We start from the raw sequence: 26749 nt of genomic DNA, 5'->3' as shown, positions 1-26749 counted from the left end.
TCCGGTCTCCACCAACTTCTGACCGGCGAACGATAACCCAAGGTAGCAACCCGGGACGACCGGCGAAGGCGGTCGATAGTGGCGGTTTGTGACGAACCGCACGGCCAGGCGGCCCGTGCGGCGACGCCGTGAACACCGCGGGTGACGACCGTGAGCTGACCCGTCAGGGCCATGGAACCCGGCCGAACGGTGGTGCCCGACCTGGGGAACTCCACCGGCGCAGGGGTGATCCCGGCCCGCGGGCACCGCCTGATGGTCCAGAATCGGTAGCGCCCGGCCGCCGAAGGGAAGGACTCTGATGACCGGCCCGTTCGCGGTGAGCAAGCATGACGAGGGCGACGGCGTCGTCCGGATCGTGGTGACCGGTGACATCGACCAGGACGTCAGCGAGGCGCTGACGCACATCCTGCTCAACGCCGTCGAACAGCCCGGGGTCCGGATGCTCGTGGTGGACCTCGGCCGGGTTCCCAGCCTCGCGGCAGCCGGCATCCGCAGCCTGATGACCGGGCGGCAGGAGGCGCTGCGGCGCCACTGCGGGTACCGCGTCGCCAAGGCCCAGTGGCTGGTCGGTGACGTGCTGCGGGCCGCCGGGGTGGCCGGCTTCCTGTCGCTCGACACCGGCTCCGACCTCCGCGCCCGCAACGACGAGCCCGCGGCCTACCGGATCCGCCGGCCGGTCGAGCCGGTGCACGAGGAGGCGCGGGGCTGACCGGCGGCGCCCGTGCCGGGCCATGCCGTGGATCGGCTTTTGCCCGGCTGGTTGTCAGGGCTGCCTCAGCTGCGCTGAGGCAGCCCTGACAACCAGCCGGGGGGTGACCGGGACGTGCATGCATGACCCGCACCCGCCGGACGGCCGGGAGGGCACGCCTACCGTGGCCGCCGCGAGACACGGGACTGAGGTGGCCCGTACCAGAGCAAGGGGTGGGAGAAGGCCCGCGGACCGTGCGCCGGAAGCCTCACGCGGGGGCGGTGAGGGCGTCGTGCAGGTAGCTGGAGAGGGCGAGGACCGCGGGAGAACGGTCGGTGTTGCGGCTGGTGGCGTAGATCTGACGGGCCAGGCCGGCGGGGCGGGCGATCGGCAGGTAGGTGACGCCGGGCTCGGGGACGGCGGCGAGCTGTGGCACCAGGGACACGCCGAAACCGGCGGCGACCATCGCGAGCACCATCGGGTAGCTGTGGACCCGGATGTCGACGCGGGGTACGAAACCGGCGGCCCGGCACGCCATCTCGGTGGCGGCCTGGAAACCGGTGCTGGTCAGGGCGGCGACCCAGGGGGTGGCGGCGAAGGCGGCGAGGTTCACCGGCCGGGTCGCGGAGGTGTCCGGCACGGCGAGGAGCATCGGCTCGCGGTACAACGGGCGCTGGTCGAGGCCGTGCAGGTCGGGGCGGGACAGCGGAGCGTACTCGTGGGTGACCGCCAGATCGATCGCCCCGGAGCGGACCCCGGGGAGCGCCTGATCCGATTCCAGTTCGCTGAATCGCAGCTCGATCTCCGGATGCCGCCGCCGGAACACGGTCAGCGCCGGGATCACGAAGCTGGTCCCGGCGGTGGCGAACGCCGCGACCCGGATCGTGCCGCCACGCAGCCCGGCCACGTCGCGGGCGGCGCGTTCCGCCTCGTCGAGCGCGGTGAGGAGCCGTCCCGCGTGCTCGGCGAGGACCCGGCCGGCCTCGGTGAGCCGCACACTGCGGGCCGAGCGTTCCAGCAGGGCGGCGCCGACGTCGCGTTCCAGGGCGGACAACTGCTGGGACGCGGCCGCGGCGGTGCATCCGGCCCGCTCGGCGGCGGCCGCGATGGTGCCGGCCTCCGCGACGTCGCGCAGCAGGGCGAGCCTCCGGGGATCGAGCATCAGCGGATCTTATGCTCAGGTGGCGGCGTACGGTATGGATCTTATGCTCGTCCGGCGGCAGGCTGACCGCATGCCGTGGGATCCGCATCTGCTCGCCGCGTTCACCGCCGCCACCGTGGTCGCCATGATCGCGCCGGGGCCGGACATGCTGTTCGTGCTCGGCTGCGGGATGCGCAGCGGCCCGCGGGCCGGTCTGCTCGCCACGGCCGGGCTGGCCACCAGCGAGGCGGTGCACGTGGCCGTCGCGGCGGCCGGGCTGACCGCGCTGTTCACGGCGGTGCCGGAGACGTTCACGGCGTTGCGGGTGGCCGGCGCCGTCTACCTGGGCTGCCTGGGCGTGCAGATGATCCGGCAGCGCGGCTCGTCGCTGGAGCCGTCCGGGCCGGTGATGTCCGGGCGCCGGGCGTACCTCACCGGGTTCCTCACCAACCTGTCGAACCCGAAGATGATCGCCTTCTCGGTGGCGTTCCTGCCGCAGTTCGTCGATCCCGCGGCGGGGGCGGTGTGGGCGCAGTTCGCGGTGCTCGGGGTGATCCTGATCGTTCTGGAGTTCCTGATCGACGGGGCGGTCGGGGTGTTCGCCGGCCGGATCGGCGCCTGGCTGCGCCCGCGCCGCACGCTGAGCCGCCGCCTCGACACCGTCACCGGCGGGGTTCTGATCGTGCTGGGACTGCGCCTCGCCGTCGACCACTGACCCCAGGCGTGTGGAGTTCGGCCGCCATACGCGCCCGAAGTCAACACACCGGACAGCGACCGCCGCGCGTGTGGAGTTCGGCCGGTATGCGCGCCCGAACTCCACACGCCCCGCGGTGGCCGGAAATGAGCGGAACGCGTACGGGGAATCTGAATTTTTGTTGCAATTGGGGCATGAGAGACCGTGCGGAAGTGCGGGCGGCGCTGCACGCCTGGCGAGACAGCCTCGTCGACCTGGGTGACACCAACCGGCTGATCAACTTTCCGGTCGACCACCCGGACCTGGTGGAGATCGTCGGGCCGGAGCCGGAGGCGGTGGTGGCCGCGCTGCAACGGGACGACGACTGCGGCATGGCCGGGACCGGCGCCGACCCGGAACGGCTCGCCACCACCGGGTCGGCCTGCGGTGAGGTGTTCCGCAGCGAGATGCCGGACACCGCCCTGGACGCGGTGCTGCGGCGGCTGGCGAAGAAGGCCCGCCAGGAGTACCTGGACCGGGGCGTCTCGGTGCTGCACCTGGTGCTCGGCATGCTGCACTGGCGCGACGAGGAGGACGAGCCGTTCACCGCGCCGGTGCTGCTGCTGCCGGTGGAGCTGGTGACGCCCGGCCCCGGTGACCCGCCGCGGCTGCGGCTGCGCGACGACGACCCGGTGTTCAACCCGGCGCTCGCGATCCGGCTGCGCCGCCTGGGCATCGAACCGCCCGCCGTGCACGCGGACAGCGGCCTGGACGTGGCCGCCGTCTGGTCGGCGCTGCAGGGGCTGGTCGCGCGCCGCCGCGGCTGGTACGTCGAGCGCACCATGCTGCTGTGCAACCTGACCTTCCACAAGGAGGCGATCTACCGGGACCTGCTGGTCAACGAGGACCGGATCGTCGCCCACCCGGTGGTACGGGCGCTGGCCGGCACCGACGGGCAGAAGTCGGAGTTCCGGTTCGCGCCGATCCACGCCGGTGACATCGACCGGCTCGCCCCGCCCGAGCACATCCCGCTGGTCCTGGACGCCGACGCCTCGCAGCGGGCCTGCGTCGCCGCCGCGGTGGCCGGGCACAGCTTCGTGATGGACGGCCCGCCCGGCACCGGCAAGTCGCAGACCATCGCCAACATGATCGGCTGCCTGCTGCACGCCGGGAAGCGGGTGCTGTTCGTCTCGGAGAAGGCGGCCGCGCTCGACGTCGTCCATCACCGGCTGGTCGAGGCCGGGCTCAACCGGCACGTCCTGGAACTGCACGGCAACAAGGCCGGGCGCAAGGAGGTGGCGACCGCGCTGGCCGCCGCGCTCGACGAGGACCCGGCGCCGGCCGGGCGGGCCGCCGCGCTCGACCGGCGCGCGCCGCGGGAGTTGCGGGAACAGCTCAGCGCGTACGCGTACGCCATGAACGAGGTCCGCAAACCGCTCGGCCGCAGCCTGCACGACGTGCTCGGGATCTGCGCCGGGCTGGTCGACGCCCCGGCCGCCCCGGTGCCGGTGATCCCGATCGAGACGGTCACCTCCGACTCGCTGCGCCGGATCCGCGACGCCGCCGACCGGCTGGCCGCCGCCTGGCGCACCGTCGTCGACCGGGACACCCTGCCGTGGCGGGACGTGCTGCGCCGGGAACCCCTCGACGAGCTGCTGTCGCGTGCCGAACGGGCGCTGGCCGGGCTGGCCCGGTCCCGGCACGGCGACACGTCCCCGTTCGGGCTGGACGGCCCGGACGACGCGGGCGTGCTGGCCCGGCTGGCCGGGCACGCCGGGAAACGGCCGCCGCACGTGCCCGACGCGTGGGTGAGCACTCCCGACCTCGGGCCGATCCGCGCCGCCGCCGAAGCGCTGAGCCGGGACCTGACCACGGTCCGGGCCGCCCGGGACGCCGCCACCCAGCGCGCCGGGACCACCTGGTCGGCGCTGCCGCTGCCGGCCGAGCTGCCGCCGGTGCCGAGCCTCGCCGGGCTCACCCCGGAACCGGTCGACCTGGACCCGCTGACCGCGGCCGAGGCGGACCGGCAGGCGCAGGCGTGCACCGAGGCCGCCGACACCCTGGAACGGCACCGCGCCGCCGTCGACCGGATCACCGCGAAGCTGGGGCTGCCGAACGCGGTCCGGGTCGCCGACATCGGCCGGGTCGCCGACATCGCCGAACTCGGCGCGAAACCGCACCGGCCGGAGCCGTTCTGGTTCGGCCCGGGCACCGCGGCGACCGTCAAGAGCGGCGCCCAGGTGCTGCGCCGGGCGATGGAGAATCTGGTCGCCGCCGAGGTACGGGCCCGGCCGTTCTTCGCCGAGGGCATCCTCACCCAGCCGCTCGACGAGCTGGCCGACCGGTTCGCGCGGGTGCACCGGGGCTGGCGGCGGATGTTCGGGCCGTACCGCAAGGACCGGCAGATCGTGGCGGCGTTCGTGCTGCCCGGCGTCGCGGTCCGGGACGCGCTGCCCCGGCTGGACACCGCCGTCGCCTGGCAGCGGGCCCGGCAGGACCTGGCGGCGGCCGAGCAGGCGTACGGGCCGGTGCTGGGCCACTACTGGCAGGGCGCGGGCACGGACTTCGCCGCGGTCGAGGAGGCCCTGGAGGTGGTCGAGGCGGCGGTACGGTCGGCGCCGTCGACGGCAATGGGGACCGTGGCCGCGTACATCTGCACCGCCAAGCCGGACCCGGAGCTGATCCGCCAGGCGACCGCCGCCCGGGAGGCGATCCTCGGGCAGAAGCCCGGCCCGTTCACCGCGGACCGGCCGGAGCTGGTGGCCGGCCCGATCGACGCGGCGCTCGGCTGGCTGCGGGCGCACGGGGTGGCGCTGGCCGCGGCGGCGGCGGTGGTGCACGCGTACGACGTGGCGACCGGCCGCACCCTCAACTTCGCCGAGGTGTCGCACCTGGGACGGCTGCGGCAGGAGGTGGCCGCCGCCGAGGCCGCGCTCGCCGAACGGGCCGGTGACTACGCGGCGGTGCTCGGCGACTCCTACCGGGGCGCCGACACCGACGACGCCGCCCTGTCCGCGGCGATCGAGTGGACGGCGACCGCCCGTACCCTGCTCACCGGGCAGGAGCAGCCGATGTCGGCCGCGCAGGCCGACGCGCTGCGCAACCTGCGGCCGGTGGCCGGGCTGTCCCGGCTCGCCGAGCAGTGGGCCGAGGCCCGGCAGGAGATGCTGGAGGCGTTCGCGCCGGCCCGGCACCCCGACCTGACCGCCCGGCTCGCCGACCACGAGCGGGCCCAGCGGTTCCTGCAGGAGATCCGGGCCGACGCCGGCGGGCAGGAGGAGTGGTTCGCCGCGCAGGACGCCCGGGCGGTGCTCAGCGGGTACGGCCTGGACGGCGTGATCGAGTTCTGCGCCGACCGGCGGGCTGCCACCGACGAGGTGCGCCCCGCCGTGGAACGGGCGGTGTTCCGGTCCTGGGCGGACGCGGTGATCCGGGCCGACCAGCGGCTGCGGCCGTGGCGAGCCGCCGACCGGGACCGCCTGGTCGCCGACTTCCAGGCCCTGGACGCCCGGCTCGGCACCACCGCCGCCCGGGACATCGCCGAGGCGGTGGCGACCCGCCGCCCCACCACCGAGGGCCCGTCCGCCGACCTGATCCGCCGGGAGGCGATGAAGGCCAGCCGGCACCTGCCGGTCCGTGACCTGATCGGGCAGGCCCGCGAACTGATCCTCGGGCTGCGGCCGTGCTTCCTGATGTCGCCGCTGACCGTCAGTCACTCGCTGCCCGCGGACATCCGGTTCGACGTGGTGATCTTCGACGAGGCGTCGCAGGTCACCCCGGCCGACGCGATCAACTGCATCTACCGGGGCGCCGCGCTGATCACCGCCGGAGACGACCGGCAGTTGCCGCCGACGTCGTTCTTCGAGCGGTCGCTGGGGTCGGCCGAGGAGTCCGAGGCGGAGCTGCCGGTGCTCGACTTCGAGTCGGTGCTGGAGCTGGCGAAGGGCTGCGGCGCGTTCCCCAGCCTGGGCCTGAACTGGCATTACCGCAGCCGGCACGAGGCGCTGATCGCCTTCTCCAACCACGAGTTCTACCAGAACCGGCTCAGTGTCTTCCCGAGCGCGGCGGCGGCCGGCCCGGACACCGGGGTGGCGCTGATCGCGGCGGGCGGCGTGTACCGGCGCAGCACCGGCCGGGACAACCCCCGGGAGGCCGAGCGGGTGGCCGAGCGGATCCTGCACCACTTCACCACCCGGCCCGGGCTGTCGCTGGGGGTGGTGACGTTCTCGGTGGCGCAGGCCGAGGCGATCGAACGGGCGGTCGGCGCGCTCGCGGCCGGCCGGCCCGGCCTGGAGCGGATCCTCGACGACGACCGGCTGCACGGGTTCTTCATCAAGAGCCTGGAGACCGTGCAGGGCGACGAACGCGACGTGATGATCTTCTCGATCGGGTACGGGTACGACGAGTCCGGCAAGATCAGCGCGAACTTCGGGGCGCTGAACCGGCCCAACGGCTGGCGCCGGCTCAACGTGGCGATCACCCGCGCCCGCTACCGGGTGGAGATCGTCACCTCGATCAGCGCCCGCGACGTGCCGGACACCGACAACGAGGGGGTACGGCTGCTCGCCGCTTACCTCGACTACGCCGAACGCGGGCCGGCCGCCCTGGAGATCACCGAACGGGACACCGCGAACGGCAGTGTCTTCCCGGAGTCGGTGCTGGCCACCGTACGGTCCTGGGGCTATCCGGCAGTCGCGTCGCTGGGGTCGTCGGGCGGGCGGGTGGACATCGGCGTGCAGGTGCCGGGACGGGCCGACGGCGGGTACGCGCTCGGCATCCGCTGTGACGGGACCGCGTACGCCGGCTGCTCCGCGGCCCGCGACCGGGACCGGCTCAGCGAGCAGGTGCTGACGAACCTGGGCTGGAAGCTGCACCGGATCTGGGCGGTCGCCTGGTACCGCGACCGGGATCTCGAGGAGGCCCGGCTGCGGGCGGCCCTCGAATCGGCGATCGGATCACCCCGCCTGACGCTGTCCGACCGCCCGGTCCGCGCCCTGGAACCCGCCGCCAACCCCGCGTGTTGATTTCGGCCGCCCATGACGCCCCAACTCAACACACCGTTCCGCGTGTTGAGTTGGGGCGCACATGACGGCCGAACTCAACACACCGTTCCGCGTGTTGAGTTGGGGCGCACATGACGGCCGAACTCAACACACCGTTCCGCGTGTTGAGTTGGGGCGCGCATGACGGCCGAACTCAACACACCGTTCTGGGTGTTGAGTTGGGGCGCGCGGGACGGCCGAACTCAACACACTCCAGGGGTGGGGTGCAGAGGTAGGACAGAGCGGCGATCACGTCGTCCGGAGCGGCGTCGGGATCGAGTCCCGCCAGGTCGGCGGCGCTCAGCGGGGGCACCGCGACGTGCGAGATCAGCGGATGGAACGGGCGCCGGTCCACCTCACCGGCGCCGAACAGCGCCTCGGCCAGCTTCTCCCCCGGGCGCAACCCGGTGTACCGGATCTCCACCGGGGACGGCCGCAATGCCACCATCTGCCGGGCCACCTCGGCGATCCGCACCGGCTCGCCCATCTCCAGCACGAGGGCCTCACCGTCCCGGCCGATCGCGGCGGCCTGGATCACCAGGTGCACCGCCTCCTGGACGGTCATGAAATAGCGGGTGACGTCAGGGTGGGTGACGGTGACCGGGCCGCCGTCGGCGATCTGCGCGGTGAACGTGGTGAACACCGAGCCGCGGCTGCCGAGCACGTTGCCGAACCGGACGCTGAGGAAGGTCCCGGGATTGACCGAGGCGGTCCAGGCGGTGAGCCGTTCGGTGACCCGCTTGCTGTAGCCGAGGACGCTGCTCGGGTCGGCGGCCTTGTCGGTGGAGATGTTGACGAACCGTTCCACCCCGGCGGCGGCGTCCAGCACGTTGAGCGTACCCAGGACGTTGGTCTTGACAGCCTCCCCGGGAAACCGCTGCAGCAGCGCCAGATGCTTGAGGGCGGCGGCGTGGAACACCACGTCCGGCCGCCGGGTCCGGAAGATCTGCCGCAGGTGCGCGGCGTCGCGCAGGTCGGCGAGGATCACCGACGGGTCGTCGATGCCGGCCCGGGCGTCGATGGACAACTGGGTGGCCTGCAGCGCCGACTCGTCGCGGTCGAGCATCATCAGCTCGGCCGGGTGGAAGCGGTGGATCTGCCGGCACAGCTCGGAGCCGATCGAGCCGCCCGCGCCGGTGACCAGCACCCGCTTGCCGGCCAGGTAACCGGCGATGGCGTCCAGGTCGGTCTCGATCTGGTGCCGGCCGAGCAGGTCGGCGACCGAGACGTCGCGGATGTCGCCGACCTCGACCGGATGGTCCATCAGCTCGGTCACCGACGGCACCACCTGGAACGTCGCCCCGGCCGCCACGGTCCGGTCCCGCACGTCGCGCAGCAGGTCCGCCTCGGCGTTCGCGACGGCGAAGACGACCATGGTGGCGCCGGTCCGGGCGAGCACGGGCGCGATGTCGCTCCGGTTGCCCAGCACCGGCACCCCGGACAGCCGCAGCCGGCGCTTGCGTGGATCGTCGTCGAGCAGCCCGACCGGCAGGTAGCGCCCGTCCGGGTCGTCGAGCATCGACCTGAGCAGCAGGTCGGTGGTGCGTCCGGCGCCGAACAGCACGACCGGGGCGGCGACCCGCTCGTCCGGCCGCCGCCGGCGCTGGTGACGCAGGGTGTGCGCGTACCGGAGGCTCAGCATCAGCATCAGCGCGAACGCGCCTCCCTCGAGCGGGGCGCTGAACGGCACCGGATGCCGGGACAGGGTCGTTCCGGCGGCCAGGACGGCGGTCGCGGTCAGCGCGACGGTCACGGCGAGCGCGCGGACCTCTTCCAGGCTGGCGTACGGGTACCGCCCGCGATACAGATGCACGGCGTGCCCGATCGCGCCCTGCAACGCGACGGCGAGCAGGACGGCGACCGCCGTGCCGGCCAGCCGTCCCGGATCGGCGCCGGGCCGGATGAGCACCGCCGCCGCCAGGCCGATCGCCCAGGCCGCGCCGTCGAGGAGTGGTGCGAACAGGTCGTCTCGCGAGCGCAACTGTCCTCCCGCGGGTTCGGTTCGCCGCAAGATTATCAGCCTTTTCCACCTTAAAGAGGTATTGCTCGATACTGCCCAGAGACGTCGTGTATGCCCCTAATCTGGCTGGTAGCCACGGAACGGGGAGGTCTGCATGGGCCTACGCGATTACCTCCGTGTTGCCAAGAGACATTGGTGGCTGCTGGTGGGTTCGATCCTGATCGCGCTGGGCGTCGCCCTGGTGGTGAACGTCCGGACCACTCCGGTGTACGCCGCCCGGGTCACGTTCTTCTTCACCGCGCCGATGGCCGAGGCCGCCGAGCTCTACCCGGCCAGCATGTTCTCCTCGGGACGGCTCGCCACGTACGCCGAACTGCTGGCCAGCGACGAGATCGCGGCGCCGCTCGCGGCGGGCGCCGGGATCGCCCTGACCCCCGAGGAGATCGGCGAACGGCTCACCGCCGAGACCATCGCCGACACGGTACTGATGGAGGTCACCGTGGAGGACACCGACCGGCCCCGGGCGCTGCTGCTCGCGCAGCGTCTCGCCGTGCTGTTCAAGACCACCGTCGAGCAGCTGGAGGCGGAACCCGGCAAGGGCTCCGCGGTCCGGGTGGAGATCGTCGACGGGCCGCGCCTGGAGGTGGATCCGGTCGCCCCGCGCCAGCTGGACAACTACGCCCTCGCCGTGATGGCCGGGCTGATCGTCGGCGGCGGCTCGGCGGTGCTCCGCGAGGTCTCCGACACCACGGTCCGGTCCGCGGAGTCGCTGCGGACGCTGACCGCCACCCAGGTGCTGGCACGGGTGCCGGAGGACGACACCGCGCCGACGTCGGCCGGTCCGTTCGTGTCGGCCAGCGCGTCGGCGCGGACCGAGGCGCTGCGCCAGGTCCGCACCCTGCTGCAGACCGTCGCGGCCGGGACCTCGCTGAAGACCCTGGCGGTGACCAGCGCGGTGCCGCGGGAGGGCCGGTCGGCGACGGTGTGCAGCCTGGCCCTGCTGTTCGCCGAGACCGGCCAGCGGGTGCTGGTCGTCGAGGCGGAGCTGCGCAGGCCCCGGCTGGCCCGGTTCCTCGGCCTGGACGGCGAGGCCGGGCTGAGCGCCGTGCTCGGCGGTTCGGCCGCCCTGGATCAGGCGGTGCAGCCGTGGGGTGTCGGGCTGTGGCTGCTGGCCGGCGGGCACCCGCCGCACAACCCGAGCGAGCTGCTCAGCTCGCCGCGGATGACCGAGGTGGTGGACGAGGTGCGCCGCCGCTTCGACGTGGTGATCTTCGACTGCCCGCCGCTGCTGCCGGTCACCGACGGTGAGGTGGTGGCGGCCCGCGCCGACGGCACGCTGCTGGTGGTGCGCTCCCGGCGGACCACGAACGCCCAGGTGGAGGGCGCGGTGCGGGCGCTGCACGCGGTGAACGCCACACTGCTCGGCTGCGTGCTGAACATGGTGCCGCGCCGCGACCCGGACGCGTCGCCGAGTTTCGACGAGTACACCGCACCGCGCCAGGAACGACGGCGCTGGTGGGGACGGATGTCGCTGGAGGTGGCCTCATGACCCGGCCCGGTGGCCTGCAGACCCCGGCCGAGCAGCAGGTGCCGGGCGCGATCGCCGAGGTGTTCAGCAACAGCGGCGACGACCTGCCGACCCGGCTGGCGAACATGGCCCGGTACGCCCGGCGGGCCCAGGTCACCCGGTTCGCGGCCCTGTACGAGCTGTTCAAGCTGGTCCTGCCGGTGAAGGGCTCGATCGTCGAGTGCGGTGTCTTCCGCGGTTCCAGCTTCATGACGTTCGCGCAGCTCAGCGCGGCCCTGGAGCCGACCAATCTGACCCGGCGGCTGTACGGGTTCGACTCGTTCGGCGGGTTCCCGGCGGTGTCCGGGCAGGACCGGCCGGAGAGCACCGGGGTCCGCGCCGGTGACCTGGCCGCGGACAGCTTCGACGAGCTGAACCGGCTGCTGGAGATCTACGACACCGACCGGTTCCTCGGCCACCTGCCGAAGGCGCGGCTGATCCGCGGCGATGTCACCGAGACGGTCCCGGCGTTCGTGGCCGAGCACCCGCACCTGGTGATCAGCCTGCTCTTCCTGGACATGGACCTGTACGAGCCGACCGCCGTCGCGCTGCGGCACCTGCTGCCGAGGATGCCGAAGGGGGCCGTGCTGGCCTTCGACGAGCTGGACAACCCGCTGTGGCCCGGGGAGACGGCGGCGGTGCTGGACGAGGTCGGGATCAACACGCTCGAGCTGCGGCGGTTCGAGTTCGACCCGTACATCGGCTATGCGGTCCTCTGAGATGACCGGCTCCCCCGAGGTGGCCCGGGCCGTGCGCGCGCACGTGCTGCGGATGACCAGCACCGGCCGCAGCTCGCACGTCGGGTCCGCGCTGTCCTGCGCGGACCTGCTGGCCGTGCTCTACACCGACGTGCTGCGGGTGGACCCGGCGCACCCGGAATGGCCGGACCGGGACCGTTTCATCATGAGCAAGGGCCACGCCGGGGCGGCGCTCTACGCGGTCCTCGCGGAAACCGGCTTCTTCGACGAGGCGGTGCTGCACCGGCACTACCAGAACGGCTCCTACCTGTCCGGGCACGTCAGCCACGTCGGCATCCCGGGTGTCGAGCTCTCCACCGGCTCGCTCGGGCACGGCCTGCCGGTCGGCGCCGGGCTGGCCTGGCGGGCCCGGCAGACGGGCCGGCCGTGGCGCACGTACGTGCTGCTCGGCGACGGCGAATGCGACGAGGGCAGCGTCTGGGAGGCGGCCATGTTCGCCGGCCACCACGAGCTGGGGACCCTGGTCGCGGTGGTGGACTACAACGGCCTGCAGTCGCTGGGCACCACCGAGGAGACGCTGCGGCTGGAGCCGTTCGCCGCCAAGTGGGAGTCGTTCGGCTGGGAGGTGGTCGAGGCCGACGGCCACGACCACTCCGGACTGGCGCAGGCGATGCGGGTGCCGCGGGACCCGGCGCCGGCCCGGCCGCGGTGCGTGCTCGCGCACACCGTGAAGGGCAAGGGCGTGTCGTTCATGGAGAACCAGGTGCTCTGGCACTACCGGCCGCCGTCGCCGGAGGAGCTGGAGCTGGCGCTCGCCGAGGTGGGGGCCGGATGAGGAACAACTTCTTCGCCGGGCTGCTCGCCGCCGCGCTGATCGATCCCGACCTGGTGCTGATCACCGCCGACCTCGGCTACGGGGCGGTGGACGAGTTCGCCGCGGCCCGGCCCGGCCAGTTCATCAACGCCGGGGTGGCCGAGCAGAACATGGCCGGGCTGGCGGCCGGGATCGCGCTGGGCGGCGGGCGGGTGTTCACGTACTCGATCGCGAACTTCCCGACGCTGCGGTGCCTGGAGCAGATCCGCAACGACATCTGCTACCACCACGCCGACGTCACCGTGGTGGCGGTGGGCGGTGGGATGGCGTACGGCGCCCTCGGCATGTCCCACCACGCCACCGAGGACCTGGCGATCATGCGGGCGCTGCCGGGGATGGCGGTGGCCGCGCCCGGCGACGAGGCCGAGGTCGGGGCGGTGCTGACCGACCTGCTGGCCGGCGGCGGACCGGCTTACCTGCGCTTGGGCAAGACCGGCGAGGGTACGGTCCACACCCGCCCGATCGAGGCCCCGCGTGGCGCGTCGATCGCGTTGTCCCGCGGCGGTGAGGTGCTGTTGTGCAGCACCGGCGCGATCCTCGAGGTGACCTGCCGGGCCGCCGAGCTGCTGGACGGCGACGGGATCCGCGCGGACGTGACCTCGTTCCCGTGGCTGGCCCCGTTCGACACCGCCGCGATCAAGGAGGCGGCCCGTTCCTACGCGGCCGTCGTCACGGTCGAGGAGCACTCCGTCGTCGGCGGGCTGGGCAGCGCGGTCGCCGAGGTGCTGGCCGAGTCGGCGAGCCCGGCGCCGCTGATCCGGATCGCGCTGCCGGCCCGGTCGCTGTCGGTCGTCGGCGACCAGGAGTACCTGCGTACCGCGTACGAGCTGGACCCGGAGTCGATCCGGCGGCGGGTCCGTGACCATCTGGAGGCGCACCGTGGACTGGCGAGTCAGGTTCGTTGACTACCCCGAGCAGTGGCGGCGGCAGCGCGACGAGCTGCTGCCGATCATCGAGGGCACCATCGCCGCCGGTGACCTCATGCTGCGGCAGCAGTTGCACGACTTCGAGGACCATCTGGCCGCGTTCAACTCCTCGCGCCGGGCGGTCGGGGTGAGCAACTGCACCGATGGACTGCGGCTGCTCGCGCACGCCCTGGACGTCGGGCCGGGCGACGAGGTGGTGACGGTGGCGCACACCTTCATCGCGACGATCTCGCCGTTCGTGCTGCGCGGCGCCACCCCGGTGTTCGTGGACATCGGCCCGGACCATCTGATGGACACCGCCGACCTGGCCCGCAAGGTCACCGACCGGACCAAGGTGATCATCGGAGTGCACCTGAACGGCAGGACCGCCGACATGGCCGAGGTCATGCGGATCGCCGCGACGGTGGGCGCGACGGTCCTGGAGGACGCGGCGCAGGCGCTCGGCGCCACCCTGGACGGGCGGACCGCCGGGACGTTCGGGCTGGCCAGCACGTACTCCTTCTATCCGGCGAAGCTGCTCGGCGCGCTCGGCGACGGCGGCGCGGTGCTCACCGACGACGAGGAGCTGGCCGGGCACCTGCTGCGGCTGCGCGACCACGGGCGGGTGGCGAAGGCGGAGATCGACGGCTGGGGCTACAACTGCCGCCTGGACAACCTGCAGGCGGCGATCCTGGACTACCGGCTGGCGAAGCTGCCCGGCTGGATCGAGCGCCGCCGGGAACTGGCCCGGCTCTACGACGAGCGGCTGCGGGACCTGCCGGACCTCGGCATCCCGGTCGGGCCGGACGCCGACAGCCGCCGCCGCGACGTGTTCCAGAACTATCCGGTCACCACCGACGCCCGGGACCGCCTGGCCGAGCACCTGCGCGCCGACGGCGTGGAGACGCTGATCTCCTGGCCCATCCCGATGCATCAGCAGAAAGGGCTCGGCCTGGAGCACTGGAGCCTGCCGCACACCGAGGAGCTGTGCCGGCGGGTGCTGTCGCTGCCGCTGCACCCGGAGCTGGAGGACCGGCAGATCGACCACGTGGCGGACAGCGTCCGCCGGTTCTTCGGCGCCGGCTAGGAGACGACGATGCAGCTGCCCTTCCTCAGTGTGGTGGTGCCGTGCTGGAACGAGGCCCGGTTCATCGCCGGGTTCCTGGACGCGGTGCTGGCCGGGACCTACCCGCGGGACCGGATGGAAGTGCTGGTCGCCGACGGGATGAGCGACGACGGGACCCGGGACGTGCTGCGCCGGTACGCCCGGCGCGACCCGCGGGTGCAGCTGATCGACAACCCGGGCCGCAGCAAACCGGCCGGGCTGAACCGGGCCGTGCGGCAGGCCCGCGGCGAGATCGTGCTGCGCCTGGACGTGCACGCCGACTATCCGCCGGACTATCTGGAACGCTGCGTGCGCGGGCTCCTCGACCATCCGGAGGCCGACAACGTCGGCGGGATCCGGATCTCCCGGGCCCGCGACGACACCCTGCTGGGGCGGGCCATCGCCGCGTCCACGACCAGCGTGTTCGGGGCCGGGAACTCGAAGTACCGGACCGGCGCCGACCGGCCGCAGTGGGTCGACACCGTGTTCGGCGGCTGCTACCGGCGCAGTGTGTTCGACCGGATCGGGCTGTTCGACGAGAAGCTCACCCGCGCCCAGGACCGCGAGTTCAACCAGCGGCTGCGGGCCGCCGGCGGGTCGATCCTGCTGCTGCCGGACATCACCTGCGTCTACTACGCGCGCAGCGACCTGCGGGAGTTCTGCTCGTGGACGTTCGAGGCCGGGTACTGGCCGGTCAAGGCGAGCCGCCTGGTCGGCCGGTGGATCGGGTCGTGGCGCAACCTGGTGCCGATGGGGTTCGTGCTGACCGTGGCCACCGGGGCCGCGCTGTCGCCGGTCAGCCGTTCCGCCCGCCGGGTCACCGGCACGGTTCTCGGCGTGTACGCCGCCGCGGCGTGCGGGTTCGCTGCCCGGCTGGCCCGCGAGCACCGGGACCCGGGGCTGGCCGCCGCCCTGCCCGCGGTCTTCCTGGCCACCCATGTCATCTACGGCACGGCGTCGATCAAGGCCGTCCTGGAACCCGGCGGAGGACGCCGATGAGCACCGTCCTGCACTACTACCGGGGCCGGGTCGCGCTGCACGCGATCCTGGACGGGCTGCACGCCCGGCCGGGTGACGAGGTCGTGGTCCAGGCGTACACCTGCGCGGCGGTGGTCGAGCCGCTGCTGCGGAGGGGACTGCGGCCGGTGTACGCCGACATCGACCCGGCCACGTTCGGCCCGGACCCGGCCGCCGTCCGGGCCGCGATCGGCCCGCGCACCCGGGCCGTCATCGTGCAGCACACCTTCGGCATCCCGGCGCCGGCCGCCGCGCTCGGCGTGGACGTGCCGGTGATCGAGGACTGCGCGCACACCGTCCCCGGCATGATCGACAGTTCCGGCAGCGCCGCCGCGTTCTACTCGTTCGAGTGGGGCAAGCCGGTGGTGGCCGGGCTCGGCGGGACCGCGGTGGTGCACGATCCGGGGCTGGCCGCGGCGATGAGCGACGGCTACGGCGGCTACACCGCTCCCCCGGCGCGGCGGGAGCTGATGGCCGAGGCCGAGTACGCGGCGTTCCGGGTGGCGTCCGGCGCCGGGGTGCTGTGGCGGCTGCGGTCGCTGTACCGGCGGCTGGCCGGGATGGGCGTGGTCGTCGGCAGCTACGCGCCGGACCCGTGGGGCAGCCCCGAGTACGGCTGGCGGATGAGCCGTGGCACCCGGCTGCGGCTGCCGTCGGTGATCGCCGGTGGGCGGAACGCGCTGGGGCAGCGGCGGCGGGTCGCGGACGCGTACCGGCAAGCTCTCGATCTTGATCTTCCCGGCGTCCCGCACCGCTTCCCCGTCGCCGTCGCCGACAAGCCCCGCGCCCTGCACGACGCCGCGGTGGCCGGGCTGGAGCTGGGCGACTGGTTCGCCACCCCGGTCCACCCGCTGTCCGGCGCCGATCTGGCCGCCGCCGGCTACCGCGCCGGCTCCTGCCCGCGGGCCGAGTGGGCGGCCGCGCACGTGGTCACGCTGCCCGTCCGTGCCTCCACCCGCCCGGAGGCGGTGGCCCGCGCCGCCGCCGTCCTGGCCCGTCTCGAACCGGCGGTCTCCCATGCCTGAACAGTTCCGGATCACCGGTGGCCCGTTCACCCCGGCGCAGCTCGCCGCGGTCGCCCGGCTGCACGTCACCGAGGTGCCCGGCGGCTTCCTGTCGTCGCTGGGCGAACCGGTGCTGCGGCTGCTCTACCGGCATCTGGCGTCCAGCCCGCACGCCGCGCTGTTCCTGGCCGAGTCGGTGGCCACCGGGGAGCCGCTCGGCTACATCTGCGGCGCCCTGGACACCTCGGCGCTGTTCCAGGACTTCGTGCTGCGCCGCTGGCCGGTCGCGGTGCCCCTGGTCGCGTCCCGGCTGCTGCGCCCGCAGCGGGTGCGCCGGCTGCTGGAGACGTTCGCCTACGCCGGGGCGGCGGAGATCGCGCTCCCCCGCGCCGAGGTGATCAACTTCGTGGTGGTGCCGTCGCGGCGCGGGCAGGGTGTCGCCACCCGGCTGTTCGAGCATCTGACCGCCTGGTTCGAGCAGCAGGGCCAGGCCTGCGTGAAGGTGGTGACCGGGGAGAACCAGGGCCGCGCGCACGGCTTCTACGAGAAGGCCGGCGCCGTCCTGCAGGGCACCACCGAGGTGCACCGGGGCGCCACCTCGCGGGTGTACGTCCACCGGATCCATGAGGGCGAGAACGTGGTCCGGGTGAGCCGGCCCGGCTACGAGGCGGCGAAACGGGCCCTCGACATCGGGGTCGCCGCCGCCGCGCTGCTGGCCACCGCCCCGATCGCGGCGGCCGCCGCCTACGCGGTGAAACGGGAGGACGGTGGCCCGGTGCTGTACCGCGGCACCCGGATCGGCCGGTACGGGCGCCCGTTCGGCATGCTGAAGTTCCGCAGCATGGTGGTGGACGCGGCCCGGCTCGGCGGCCCGTCCACCGCCGACGACGACCCGCGGCTGACCCGGACCGGGGCGTTCCTGCGCCGGTGGAAACTCGACGAGCTGCCGCAGCTGGTGAACGTGCTGACCGGCGACATGAGCCTGGTCGGGCCGCGCCCGCAGGTCGCCTCGGACGTGCGGCGCTACACCGAGCCGGAGATGCGGCTGCTGGACGTGCGGCCGGGGGTGACCGACTGGGCGTCGATCGTGTTCCACGACGAGGGGCGGATCCTGGCCGGGCACGAGGACGTGGACGCGGCGTACGACGAGCTGATCCGGCCCGGCAAGATCGCGCTCGGGCTGGCCTACGTCGACCACCGCGGGTTCGGCGTCGATCTGCGGATCCTGCTGATCACCGCGCTGACCGTGGCCGGCTACCGGCGTACCGGCGCGCTGCTGCAGAAGTCGGTGCCGCTCGATCTGGCGCATGTCCGGCGGTGACCGGAGCCTGTTCCGGTCGCTGGTCCGGGACTATCTGGCCACCGTCGCGGTGCAGTGGTTCGTCCTGGCCGCCGGCCTGTACCTGTTCCACCTGGTCGCCGCCCGGGGCGGACCGGCCGCGTTCGCCTACTACCAGATCGCCCGTGGGGTGGTCAGCACCCTGCAGCCGGTGGTGACCGCCGGGCTCGCCCAGGCGCTGCACCGGTACCTGCCACGCACCTGGGAGACGACGGTGAGCCTGGCCCGCCGCGCGTTCGCCGTTCAGGTGCTGCTGGCGGCGTTCGTGGTGACCGCCGGGATCGTCTCGGCCCCGTGGACCGGCCGGGTGCTGGGCCTGCCCGGGGTCGAGGGCGTGACCGCGACGCTGATCATGCTGGCCGGGGTGTGCCTGTGCACGGTCGCGGTGGCCGCACTGCGCGGCGCCCACCAGGTCGTCCACGCCAACGTGGTGTCCGGGACCGCGCTCGGCCTGGTCCCGCTGGCCGCCTTCGCCCTCTCCGGCGACACCGGCGGCTTCCTGGTGCTGCAGGGCGCGGGCGCGGCGGTGGTCGCGGCTTGCGGCCTGCTCACGGTCCGCCGTCGCCGCTCCGCGGCCCCCGCGCCACGGGGGCGCGAGGAGCCACCGATCAGGAGCCTTCTGCGGTACGGGTTGAGCAGGCTCCCCACCGACCTGGCCCTGCCGCTGCTGTTCACCTACCCCACCCTGCTCGTGGCGGCCGCGCTGCCCGGCGCCCCGGAGGCCGGCTACGTCGGTTTCGTCACCTCCGCGGTGATCATGGTGTGTTCGCTGTTCGGCACCCTGTCACCGGTCCTGCTCCCCCGCCTGAGCCGCATGTTCCACTGGCAGACCGAGCCGGGGACGGCCCGCCGGGTGCTCACCTGGCTGCCGGTCGCCGCCGGCGCCGTGGCGGCCCTCGCCGCCGGCCTGATCACCGCGCTCGGCCCGCTCCTGGTCCGCGTCTACCTGGGCCCGCAGTTCCACGAGGCCGCCGCCGTGCTGGCCTCGGGCATCTTCGCCGCCGTCCCCCTGGCCATGTTCTACGCCGCCCGGCCCACCCTGGACGCGCTCCCCCGGCCCCCGCGCATCAACCGGCTGCTGCTGGGCTGCCTCGCCCTGGAGGTGGTGCTCGGCACCGCCGCGACAACGATCATGCCGGCCGCGCAGGCCTCGCTCGCCGCGCTGACCGCCGCCGCGACAGTGCTGGGCCTGGCCACGACACGCCTGGTCAAGCGCTCCCTGGGCCCCGCATGACAGTGCCGGCCCTGGACGCGGCCCGCCGCCCGGGCGTCGTCATCTACCTGGCGTTCGTCGCCGCGCTGGCGGGCCGGTTCGTGCTGACCCGGGTGGGCCTGCAGGTGCCGATCCTCAACGACGTCCGCGTCCCGCTCTACCTCGGCCTGGTGCTGTGCATCCTGCTGGAGTCACACCGGCTCGGTCCCGGCGCCGCGTCCGGCGGCTACTGCCTGCTGCCGATCATGGGCCTGTTCGGATACCAGCTGCTGTCCGCGGTCTGGGCCCCGTCACACGCGGTGACCGGCCCGATGTCCGCCGACATCCTCGCCGTCGCGTTCCTCGTCTTCGTCTTCTACGTGCTGGCCCGCTGGGACAGCGAACACGTCACCCGGGTGACCCTGCAGTGCTGCTACATCGCCGCCTGGGTGTACTTCCTGGCCGCCTCGACCGGCCGCGGCCACGCCCCCGGCGGCCGGTGGGCGGCCCTCGGCGGCGGCCCCAACGTCTTCGTCCGCGTCATGATCCTCGGCGTCATCACCTCGCTGTACCTGTACGTGCGCAGCGGCGACCAACTGCGCTGGCTGGTCGGCATCCCGGCGTTCATGTTCGGCGCGATCGCGTCCGGCTCCCGCGGCGGCATGGCGGCGCTGGCCATCACCGGCGCCATCGCCCTGATCGCCATCCGGCCACGCCCCCGCTGGGACCGGCTCGCCAAACCCGCCGGCCTCCTGATCCTGCTGTCACTGATGGTGATCGTGACCGCCGGCCGGACCATCGCCGGGTTCGTGCAGTCCCGGTTCGTCGAGGCCACCGTCGGCCAGGGCTACACCTCCGACCGGGACGTATTGTTCGCCTGGGCGCTGCGGCTATTCTGGCAGCACCCCCTGCTCGGCACCGGCATCAACGGCTTCCACGCCATCGCCGACCTGGGCGAGGGAGAACGTTACGTCCACAACCTGCCGCTGTCGGTCGCCGCCGAGGGCGGCTTCGTCGGCCTGTTCTTCCTCGGGCTGGCCTGGTTCACCCTGTGGCACGCCTACCTGCGGGCACACCGCCGGAAGCCCCGGCCGGAGGCCCGCACCGCCGCCTACTGCGGCATCTTCATCGGCGCGACGTGCCTGTTCTCCGGCGACTACTTCGACGCCCGCCTCATGTGGATCCTCCTGGTGCTGGCCGCGATCCGCTCCACACCCCGACAGCGGGCCGGCCCTCTCCCGCCCGGTTAGCACCGCGCCCCCATCCGGCGACAGGCCGCAATGCCGCTACCGGCCAGCGCGGATCAGCCTCGTCCGCGCCATGGGGCGAAATGCGCCGGCCATGCAGTTCGGAGCGGAGCCCGCTCGCGATCTTATGGATGCGGCATCGGCTCGAGGCGCACAAGATCGGCATCGCGCCCGTTTTCGTGCGCCCGGATCCGGAAACCCGGTGCTCCGAAACCAAGATCGCCGCACTTGCCGATCTTGGGTCGGAAAGGCCGGCGCACACCGCACAGGATCGCGGGCGGCGGCCGACCTCGGCGGCCTTCTGCTCAAGATCACCCGGGGAATCCGATCTTGTGCGGCGCGCACCGGCGATCCGGACGAAGGTGACCGCAGATCTTGGGCATTCGGGGCCGCTCGACCAGGTCTTGAGCAGCCGGACTGGCCACGGACACTCGATCACGGCGCGACAGAAGCGCCACCGGCCCGCCTCAGGCGCTACGGACCTGGAGTGCCGCCCACACCGCCCGGACAGCCCACAGCACCCCCGCCCCACCGCATCAGGCGCCACCAACCTCAATCGCCGCCCACACCGCCTGGCCAGCCCACAGCACCCCAACGGCCGCATCAGATGCCACGAACCTCAACACCGCCTTGCCAGCCCATGGCACCGCAGCACATGGAATCGCTCGGTCCAGCCGTCAACCGGCAGGCTCGAAACCGCGCCGGGCACGCATGACCCGCACCCGCGGGACGGCCGGAAGGAGACGCCTACCCTGGCCGCCGCGAGTCACGGGACTTCGCGTGGCCCGTACCCAAGCATGGTTTGAATGTGAGGTTTTGCGCTGATACCCACCCGCTGAGCGTTTCCGATATCCTTCGAGGTCAGAGTTCCTCCTGCGCTCGGAGATGAGTAGCCGTGTCGGACTTGGCCTTTTCCCGGGAGAGACTCCTGGAGGCGTTGCTGCTGGTGCAGGGCCTCACCGAGCGACCAGCGCGGGACGCGCGGCTCGAGGAGGTCAACGGCACCCTCCCGACCCCGGTCCCTGTCACCCGGTCCGACGACACCGTCGAGGATCTCGCCGCCATTCTGGACGCGGTCACCGCCGTTCCGGGTGGGCTGCGGCTGTTCGCCGAGACCGTCATCCGGTGGCATCCCGGCGAGGCGTCGACGCGGTTCGCGGCGCTGGCCGCCGGCACGCGGCCGCACCGGCCGAGGACGTACCGGCCGGAGGAGCGGATCGTCGGTGACATCCCGATCCGTAACCGCAACTTCACCGGCCGGGTCGAGCTGCTGGAACGGCTGGGCGCGACCCTGTCGAAGGAGACCAGCACGTCGGTGCTGCCGCCGACGCTGAAGGGTCTCGGCGGGGTCGGCAAGACGCAGCTCGTCATCGAGTACGTGCACCGCAACCTGGACAGGTACGACCTGATCTGGTGGATCCCGGCGGAGCAGACCACCACCGTGCTGGCCGCGCTGACGCAGCTGGCGCAGCGGGTGGACCTGCCGATCGCCGACGACCAGCAGGAGACCGCCCGGACCGTGCTGCGCTGGCTGCGTTCCGGTGGCGACGACCGGGACTGGCTGCTGGTCTACGACAACGCCGACGAACCGGACGCGCTGCGGCCGCTGCTGCCGTCCACCGGCGGGCACGTCATCGTCACCACCCGGATCGAGGACTGGAGCACCATCGGCGTGCCGATCGAGGTGGACGTGTTCCGCCGCGACGAGAGCGTGCAGATGCTCACCAACCGCACCAGTGACGCGGTCACCGTGTCGCCGATCGCCGTGGACGAGGCGGACGAGCTGGCCGACAAGCTCGGTGACCTGCCGCTGGCCCTGGAGCAGGCCGCCGCGTGGTACCTGGCGACCGGCATGCCCGTCCGGGAGTACGTCGACCTGCTCGACGAGCGGATCGAGCTGCTCAACGAGGGCAAACCCGCCGACTACCCGCTCACCGTGGCCGCGTTCGTGGCGGTCGCGGTGGAGAAGCTGCGCGCCGTCGATCAGGCGACCGCCCAGTTCTTCGCGCTCTTCGCGTTCCTCGGTGGCGAGCCGATCCGGCAGTCGCTGCTGCGCAAGGGCGCCAACGCGGACATCACCAACCCGCTGCGGGAGGCGCTCGGCGACCAGATCCGCACCGGCCGGATCGTCCGCGAGCTCCGGCGGTACGGCCTGGCCAAGACCGTCGGGCGGCCCTCGTCGTCCGCGCCCGGCGGCGGCACCGGCGACCGGACCCCGCGGCTGCAGGTGCACCGTCTGGTCCAGCGGGTGCTGCGCGACACCCTGGAGCCGGCGCAGCGCGACGAGACCCGGCGCAACGTGCAGCGGCTGCTCGCGGTGGCGAAACCCGGCGACCCGGACGACGAGGGCGAGCTGGAGCTGCAGAGCGAGATGGGCCCGCACCTCAAGCCCGCCGACATGGTGCACTCGGGCACCGCCGACGGCCGGCAGACGGTGCTCGACCACGCCCGCTACCTCTACATCGTCGGCGACTACGAGAACAGCCGGATCCTCGCCGACCAGGCCGCCACCGAGTGGGCCAAGGACGAGTCCGATCCGGTGCTGCTCGGGCCGGACGGGCAGTCCACCCTGCTGGCCTGGGGGCAGGTCGCCAACGCGATGCGGGCGCTGGGTGACAGCAACGGCGCGGCCGAGCTGCTGGAGGACACGTACCGGCGTTTCCGGGAGAGCCCGCATCTGGGCCCGTCCAACGAGTACACGCTGATCACCGGCAATCAGCGGGGCCACGACATGCGCATCCAGGGCCAGTACCGGGAGGCGCTGCGCTTCGACGAGGAGAGCCTGCGCCTGCACCGGGAGGTCTTCGGCGACGACGACACCTACACGCTGCGGGTGAAGAGCAATCTCGCCGTCGACTACCGGCTGATCGGTGACTTCGCCCAGGCGCTGCGGCTGGACGAGGAGATCGTCTCCTACTACGACGATCAGGGCACCGTCGACTCCAACGTGATCCGCTGCTGGATCAACATCGCCCGCGACTACTACGGCGTCGGCAACTACCACGCCGCGCTGGAACGGCTGCGCACCTGGCTGCCCGAGCAGGAGCGCCGGCTCGGCGCCCGGCACGGGTTCGTGCTGCTGTCCGAGCGGACCCACGCCATCACGCTGCGCAAACTCGGCCGGGTCACCGAGTCCCTCGAGGTGATGCGGGTCAACCACGAACGCACCGAGGCCCGGTTCAACCAGCAGTTCAACCGCAGCCACGAGTACTCGGTCGCGGCGACCGTCAGCCTGGCCAACGTGCTGCGCCAGGCCGGCGCGCTGGAGGAGGCGTCCGCGATGGCCGACGACGCCCTGTCCCGTTACCGGGAGAACTTCAACGACAACGACGACCACCCGCTGACCCTGGCCGCCGAGGTGAACCGGGCCATCCTGCTGCGCGCCACCGGCGAGCTGGACCGGGCGTTCGTGCTCGGCGAGCACGCGTTCGGGCGGCTGCGGGAGAAACTCGGCGACGAGCACCCGTACACCATCTGTGCCGGGGTGTCGCTCGCCACCGATCACGCCCTGGCCGGCCGCACCCAGCAGGCGCTGCAGCTCTCCTTGCGGATGTACGAGCTGAGCCGCTCGGTGGACGTGACCGGCGCCGAGGCGCGCGGCGGCCGCGAGCACCCGTACCACCTGATGCGGGGCGTCAACCTGGCGCACGACCTGATCGCCGCGGGCCAGGCGGAGCGGGGCCGGTCCCTGCTGGACAAGTCGGTGGAGCGCCTGACGAAGGTGCTCGGCCCCGAACATCCCGAGGTGGTGGCGGCCGCCGCCGGACACCGCCTGGACGGCGACATCGAGCCGCCGCCGACCTAGGCGCTGTTGCGTTCCCGCCAGGCGGCGTGGATGCGGGCCAGGGTGTCCTCCGCGGCGCGGGCGGCGGCCGCCGGCACCGGTTCGGCCAGGAGCCGGTCGGCGGTGCGCCGCAGCGCCGCGACGAACGCCGTGCCGTCGGCGGTCAGCGCCCCGGACTCCTCGATCGCGGTGAGGCCGCGGTCGACCTGCAGGCGGGTCTCGGCGAACCGGGCGGTGGCCACCGGCACCGTGTCGCGCAGCGCCCGCCACGTGTCGGCGACGCCGGCGAACGCGTAGACGCCCTGCAGCAGCCCCGGCAGCGGCCGCGGGTCGGTGCGCCACGGCGCGAAGAAGCGCCGGTCGCCGGCGGGTTCGGTGAGCCGGGCCAGGTCCAGCACCGCGCTGAGCTTGGAGTGCTGGAACTCGTGCACCAGGGTGACCGCGAAGTCGGCGGGGCCGGGCGGCAGGGTCAGGCCGAAGACACCGAACGCGTGCCGGATGGTGGCGCTGCGCGCCGACCGCGGGTCGGTCTGCACCAGCGGCACCAGGGTCTCCAGCCCGGCCCGCAGTTCCTCGGCGCGTTCCGGCAGGCAGCCGGCCAGCATGGTCCACGCCTGCGCGAACGGCTCGCGCCACCGGTCCGCCTCGGCCGCCGTCAGCCGGTTGGCCGGCGGCACGTGGTGCCCGTGCCGGTACGGGTGCAGGTCGTCGAGCCCCACGTCGATCCGCTGGCCGGCGGCGTCGCCGGTGAGCCGCCACACCGGGTGCCAGCCGCGGCCGGCCCCGGCTTCGAGGACACCGTCGGCGGCGAGCGCGTACAGCCGCCCGCCGGTGGTGTGCACCCGCGTCGTGGGGTCCGGGCCGGCCTCGAACGCGCCGATGCCGGGCAGCACCGCCAGCCCGTGGTGCACCGGCACCGCCGCCGCGCCGTCGATGCCGGCCCGGGCCGCGGCGACCAGTGCCAGCGCCGACAGGTGCGCCAGGTCGGCCGGGGCCACCTCGCCCTGCTGCGCGGCCCGGCCGGCGATCGCGGTCCAGCCGCCGACCAGCGGCGCCCCGATCACCTCCCGGAACCCGTCCGGGTCCGCGGCCCGGGCCTGTTCCAGCAGCTCACCGGCGGCCGTGCCGGACGGGCCGGCCTGTTCCAGCAGGTAGCCGAGGAGCAGCAGGTGCTTGCTCTGCTGGGCGCGGCGCAGCCCGTCGATCGCGGCGGCGCCGCCGAGCCCGGTGCCGAGCCGGCCGAACAGGTCGGCGGAGAGTTCGTGGACGACGGTCATGCCGGCCTCCCGGTGTACGGCCGCAGGTCGGCGGCGACGCGGTCGTAGATGTGACGGATGAGGGCCCGCAGGTCGGCGCAGTACACCGAGGGGGCGCGGAAGCCGACGTCGCGGCGGTAGCGGTGCGCGTAGTGGCCGCCGCCGCAGTAGGCGACGGCCGGGCAGGCCTGGCACTCGGCGGACAGGGCGGCGCGGCCGATCTGCCGGGCCACGATGCCGGGATGGTCGAGGGCCTGGTCGAAGTCGTTGCGGAACACGTCCAGGCCGGTGGCGCAGGCGCCCGGGTAGGCGCTCTTCAGCGCGTCCACCTGCTCGATCGAGCCGTCGGACTCGACCACCAGCATGCCGGACGGGCTGAGGCCGAGCTGTTCGCCGCGGCTCGCCCCGCCGAGGACCAGGTTCAGCGCGTCCTCGAAGATCCGCACGTGGGGTGGGTCGGGTTCGGCGTACCAGCGGTCGAAGACGGCGATCAGCCAGTCCGCGTACGGCGTCGCGCCGTCCCGCACCGGCGGGCGGGTCTCCCAGTTGGCGTGCGGCAGCAGCAGGTCGATGGCCGGCGGTTCGAACGCGCGCAGCTGCTCGTAGCAGGCGATCGGATCGGTGCCGGCGGCGACGGTGCAGAGCAGCCCGGCGTACGCGGTCCGGTTCTCCGGGCGGCGCAGCAGCTCCAGGGCCCGTTCGACGGCGGCGAAGCTGCCTTTCCCGCCCGGGGTGCGGCGGTGCCGGTCGTGGTCGGCGGCCACCCCGTCGACGCTGACGCCGACCTGGACCCGGTGTTCGACGAGCACGGCGGCGGTACGTTCGTCGAGCAGCACCCCGTTGGTCTGCATGCCGATGTCGACCCGGCATCCGGACGGGAACCGCTCACGGGCCGTGGTGGCCAGCTCGGCGATCCGGTCCCTGCCGTAGAGCAACGGCTCGCCGCCGTGCAGGACGATCCGGACCCGGTCGAGGCCGTGCCGCCGGGCGTGATCGGCGAACCCGGCCAGCGCGGCGTCCCGCACCTCGTCGGACATGGTGCGGGGCCGCTCGCGCCAGCTCTGGTCGGCCATCTCGTACATGTAGCAGTAGTCGCAGGCCAGATTGCATCGCTGATGGATCTTGAGGATCAGCTCGCGGAACGGAACGGGCCGGTGGCCGGCCGCCCGCAGCGCGGGAACATCGAGTTCGGTGTACGGCCACGGCGCGGGATGCCGCAGCGCCGGCACGCCGAGCGTGACCGTCGAGGTCATGTCC

Annotated in this window: 18 protein-coding genes; 14 read left to right on the top strand and 4 right to left on the bottom strand. The window is 73.2% G+C overall.

The window, feature by feature from the left end; genetic code table 11:
* The first annotated feature begins 298 nt into the window (after positions 1–298).
* Positions 299–709 (top strand): STAS domain-containing protein, encoded by a 411-nt coding sequence (locus ACZ3II_RS12175; RefSeq protein ID WP_465517654.1) that lies wholly within the window; start codon positions 299–301, stop codon positions 707–709.
* A 247-nt stretch (positions 710–956) separates the two neighbouring features.
* Here the strand turns inward: ACZ3II_RS12175 and ACZ3II_RS12170 are convergent, their stop codons facing one another.
* Complete coding sequence (locus ACZ3II_RS12170) at positions 957–1850, bottom strand: LysR substrate-binding domain-containing protein (protein WP_465517653.1); 894 nt, start codon at positions 1848–1850, stop codon at positions 957–959.
* A gap of 70 nt (positions 1851–1920) precedes the next feature.
* Between ACZ3II_RS12170 and ACZ3II_RS12165 the strand changes: the two genes are divergently transcribed.
* Positions 1921–2544 carry a LysE family translocator gene (locus ACZ3II_RS12165; protein WP_465517652.1) on the top strand — a complete coding sequence of 208 codons (624 nt, stop codon included), beginning with the start codon at positions 1921–1923 and terminating at the stop codon, positions 2542–2544.
* Positions 2545–2717: 173 nt separating this feature from the next.
* Complete coding sequence (locus ACZ3II_RS12160; protein ID WP_465517651.1) at positions 2718–7526, top strand: DUF4011 domain-containing protein; 4809 nt, start codon at positions 2718–2720, stop codon at positions 7524–7526.
* Positions 7527–7698: 172 nt separating this feature from the next.
* Here the strand turns inward: ACZ3II_RS12160 and ACZ3II_RS12155 are convergent, their stop codons facing one another.
* Positions 7699–9525 (bottom strand): polysaccharide biosynthesis protein, encoded by a 1827-nt coding sequence (locus tag ACZ3II_RS12155; RefSeq protein WP_465517650.1) that lies wholly within the window; start codon positions 9523–9525, stop codon positions 7699–7701.
* Positions 9526–9658: 133 nt separating this feature from the next.
* On the opposite strand from ACZ3II_RS12155, the gene ACZ3II_RS12150 reads away from it, so the two are divergent.
* The 11 genes from ACZ3II_RS12150 (at position 9659) to fxsT (ending at position 24257) form a co-directional block, all read left to right on the top strand.
* The gene (locus ACZ3II_RS12150) at positions 9659–11053 is read left to right on the top strand and encodes a tyrosine-protein kinase domain-containing protein (RefSeq protein ID WP_465517649.1); all 1395 of its coding nucleotides are present in this window, start codon (positions 9659–9661) and stop codon (positions 11051–11053) included.
* Positions 11050–11790, top strand: coding sequence for a TylF/MycF/NovP-related O-methyltransferase (locus ACZ3II_RS12145; RefSeq protein WP_465517648.1), 741 nt, complete (start codon positions 11050–11052; stop codon positions 11788–11790). Before ACZ3II_RS12150 ends, ACZ3II_RS12145 begins: the two co-directional genes overlap by 4 nt.
* A gap of 1 nt (position 11791) precedes the next feature.
* On the top strand, positions 11792–12604 hold the full coding sequence (locus ACZ3II_RS12140) for a transketolase (protein ID WP_465517647.1): 813 nt from the start codon (positions 11792–11794) through the stop codon (positions 12602–12604).
* Entirely contained in the window at positions 12601–13548 is a 948-nt protein-coding gene (locus ACZ3II_RS12135; RefSeq protein WP_465517646.1) for a transketolase family protein, read from the top strand. The genes ACZ3II_RS12140 and ACZ3II_RS12135 overlap by 4 nt, the downstream gene beginning before the upstream one ends.
* Complete coding sequence (locus ACZ3II_RS12130; protein ID WP_465517645.1) at positions 13523–14635, top strand: DegT/DnrJ/EryC1/StrS family aminotransferase; 1113 nt, start codon at positions 13523–13525, stop codon at positions 14633–14635. Before ACZ3II_RS12135 ends, ACZ3II_RS12130 begins: the two co-directional genes overlap by 26 nt.
* Before the next feature lie 9 nt (positions 14636–14644).
* Positions 14645–15652: a glycosyltransferase family 2 protein gene (locus ACZ3II_RS12125; protein WP_465517644.1), complete on the top strand. Its 1008-nt coding sequence runs from the start codon at positions 14645–14647 to the stop codon at positions 15650–15652.
* Positions 15649–16695, top strand: coding sequence for a DegT/DnrJ/EryC1/StrS family aminotransferase (locus tag ACZ3II_RS12120; RefSeq protein WP_465517643.1), 1047 nt, complete (start codon positions 15649–15651; stop codon positions 16693–16695). The genes ACZ3II_RS12125 and ACZ3II_RS12120 overlap by 4 nt, the downstream gene beginning before the upstream one ends.
* Positions 16688–17995, top strand: coding sequence for a GNAT family N-acetyltransferase (locus tag ACZ3II_RS12115; RefSeq protein ID WP_465517642.1), 1308 nt, complete (start codon positions 16688–16690; stop codon positions 17993–17995). Before ACZ3II_RS12120 ends, ACZ3II_RS12115 begins: the two co-directional genes overlap by 8 nt.
* Entirely contained in the window at positions 17982–19247 is a 1266-nt protein-coding gene (locus ACZ3II_RS12110) for a lipopolysaccharide biosynthesis protein (protein WP_465517641.1), read from the top strand. Before ACZ3II_RS12115 ends, ACZ3II_RS12110 begins: the two co-directional genes overlap by 14 nt.
* Positions 19244–20455: an O-antigen ligase family protein gene (locus ACZ3II_RS12105; RefSeq protein WP_465517640.1), complete on the top strand. Its 1212-nt coding sequence runs from the start codon at positions 19244–19246 to the stop codon at positions 20453–20455. Before ACZ3II_RS12110 ends, ACZ3II_RS12105 begins: the two co-directional genes overlap by 4 nt.
* Before the next feature lie 892 nt (positions 20456–21347).
* On the top strand, positions 21348–24257 hold the full coding sequence (gene fxsT, locus ACZ3II_RS12100) for an FxSxx-COOH system tetratricopeptide repeat protein (protein ID WP_465517639.1): 2910 nt from the start codon (positions 21348–21350) through the stop codon (positions 24255–24257).
* On the opposite strand, the gene ACZ3II_RS12095 is transcribed toward fxsT, so the two are convergent.
* Together ACZ3II_RS12095 and ACZ3II_RS12090 are read right to left on the bottom strand one after the other, a co-directional pair.
* On the bottom strand, positions 24254–25513 hold the full coding sequence (locus ACZ3II_RS12095) for an aKG-HExxH-type peptide beta-hydroxylase (protein WP_465517638.1): 1260 nt from the start codon (positions 25511–25513) through the stop codon (positions 24254–24256). The two genes, fxsT and ACZ3II_RS12095, sit on opposite strands and share 4 nt — an antisense overlap.
* Positions 25510–26745 (bottom strand): FxsB family cyclophane-forming radical SAM/SPASM peptide maturase, encoded by a 1236-nt coding sequence (locus ACZ3II_RS12090; protein ID WP_465517637.1) that lies wholly within the window; start codon positions 26743–26745, stop codon positions 25510–25512. Before ACZ3II_RS12090 ends, ACZ3II_RS12095 begins: the two co-directional genes overlap by 4 nt.
* Between the last annotated feature and the right edge of the window lie 4 nt (positions 26746–26749).

The organism is Actinoplanes sp. NPDC019969 (assembly GCF_055562375.1).
The sequence above is the reverse complement of the archived record's forward strand: the minus strand, read 5'-3'. Positions and strand labels throughout refer to the sequence as shown.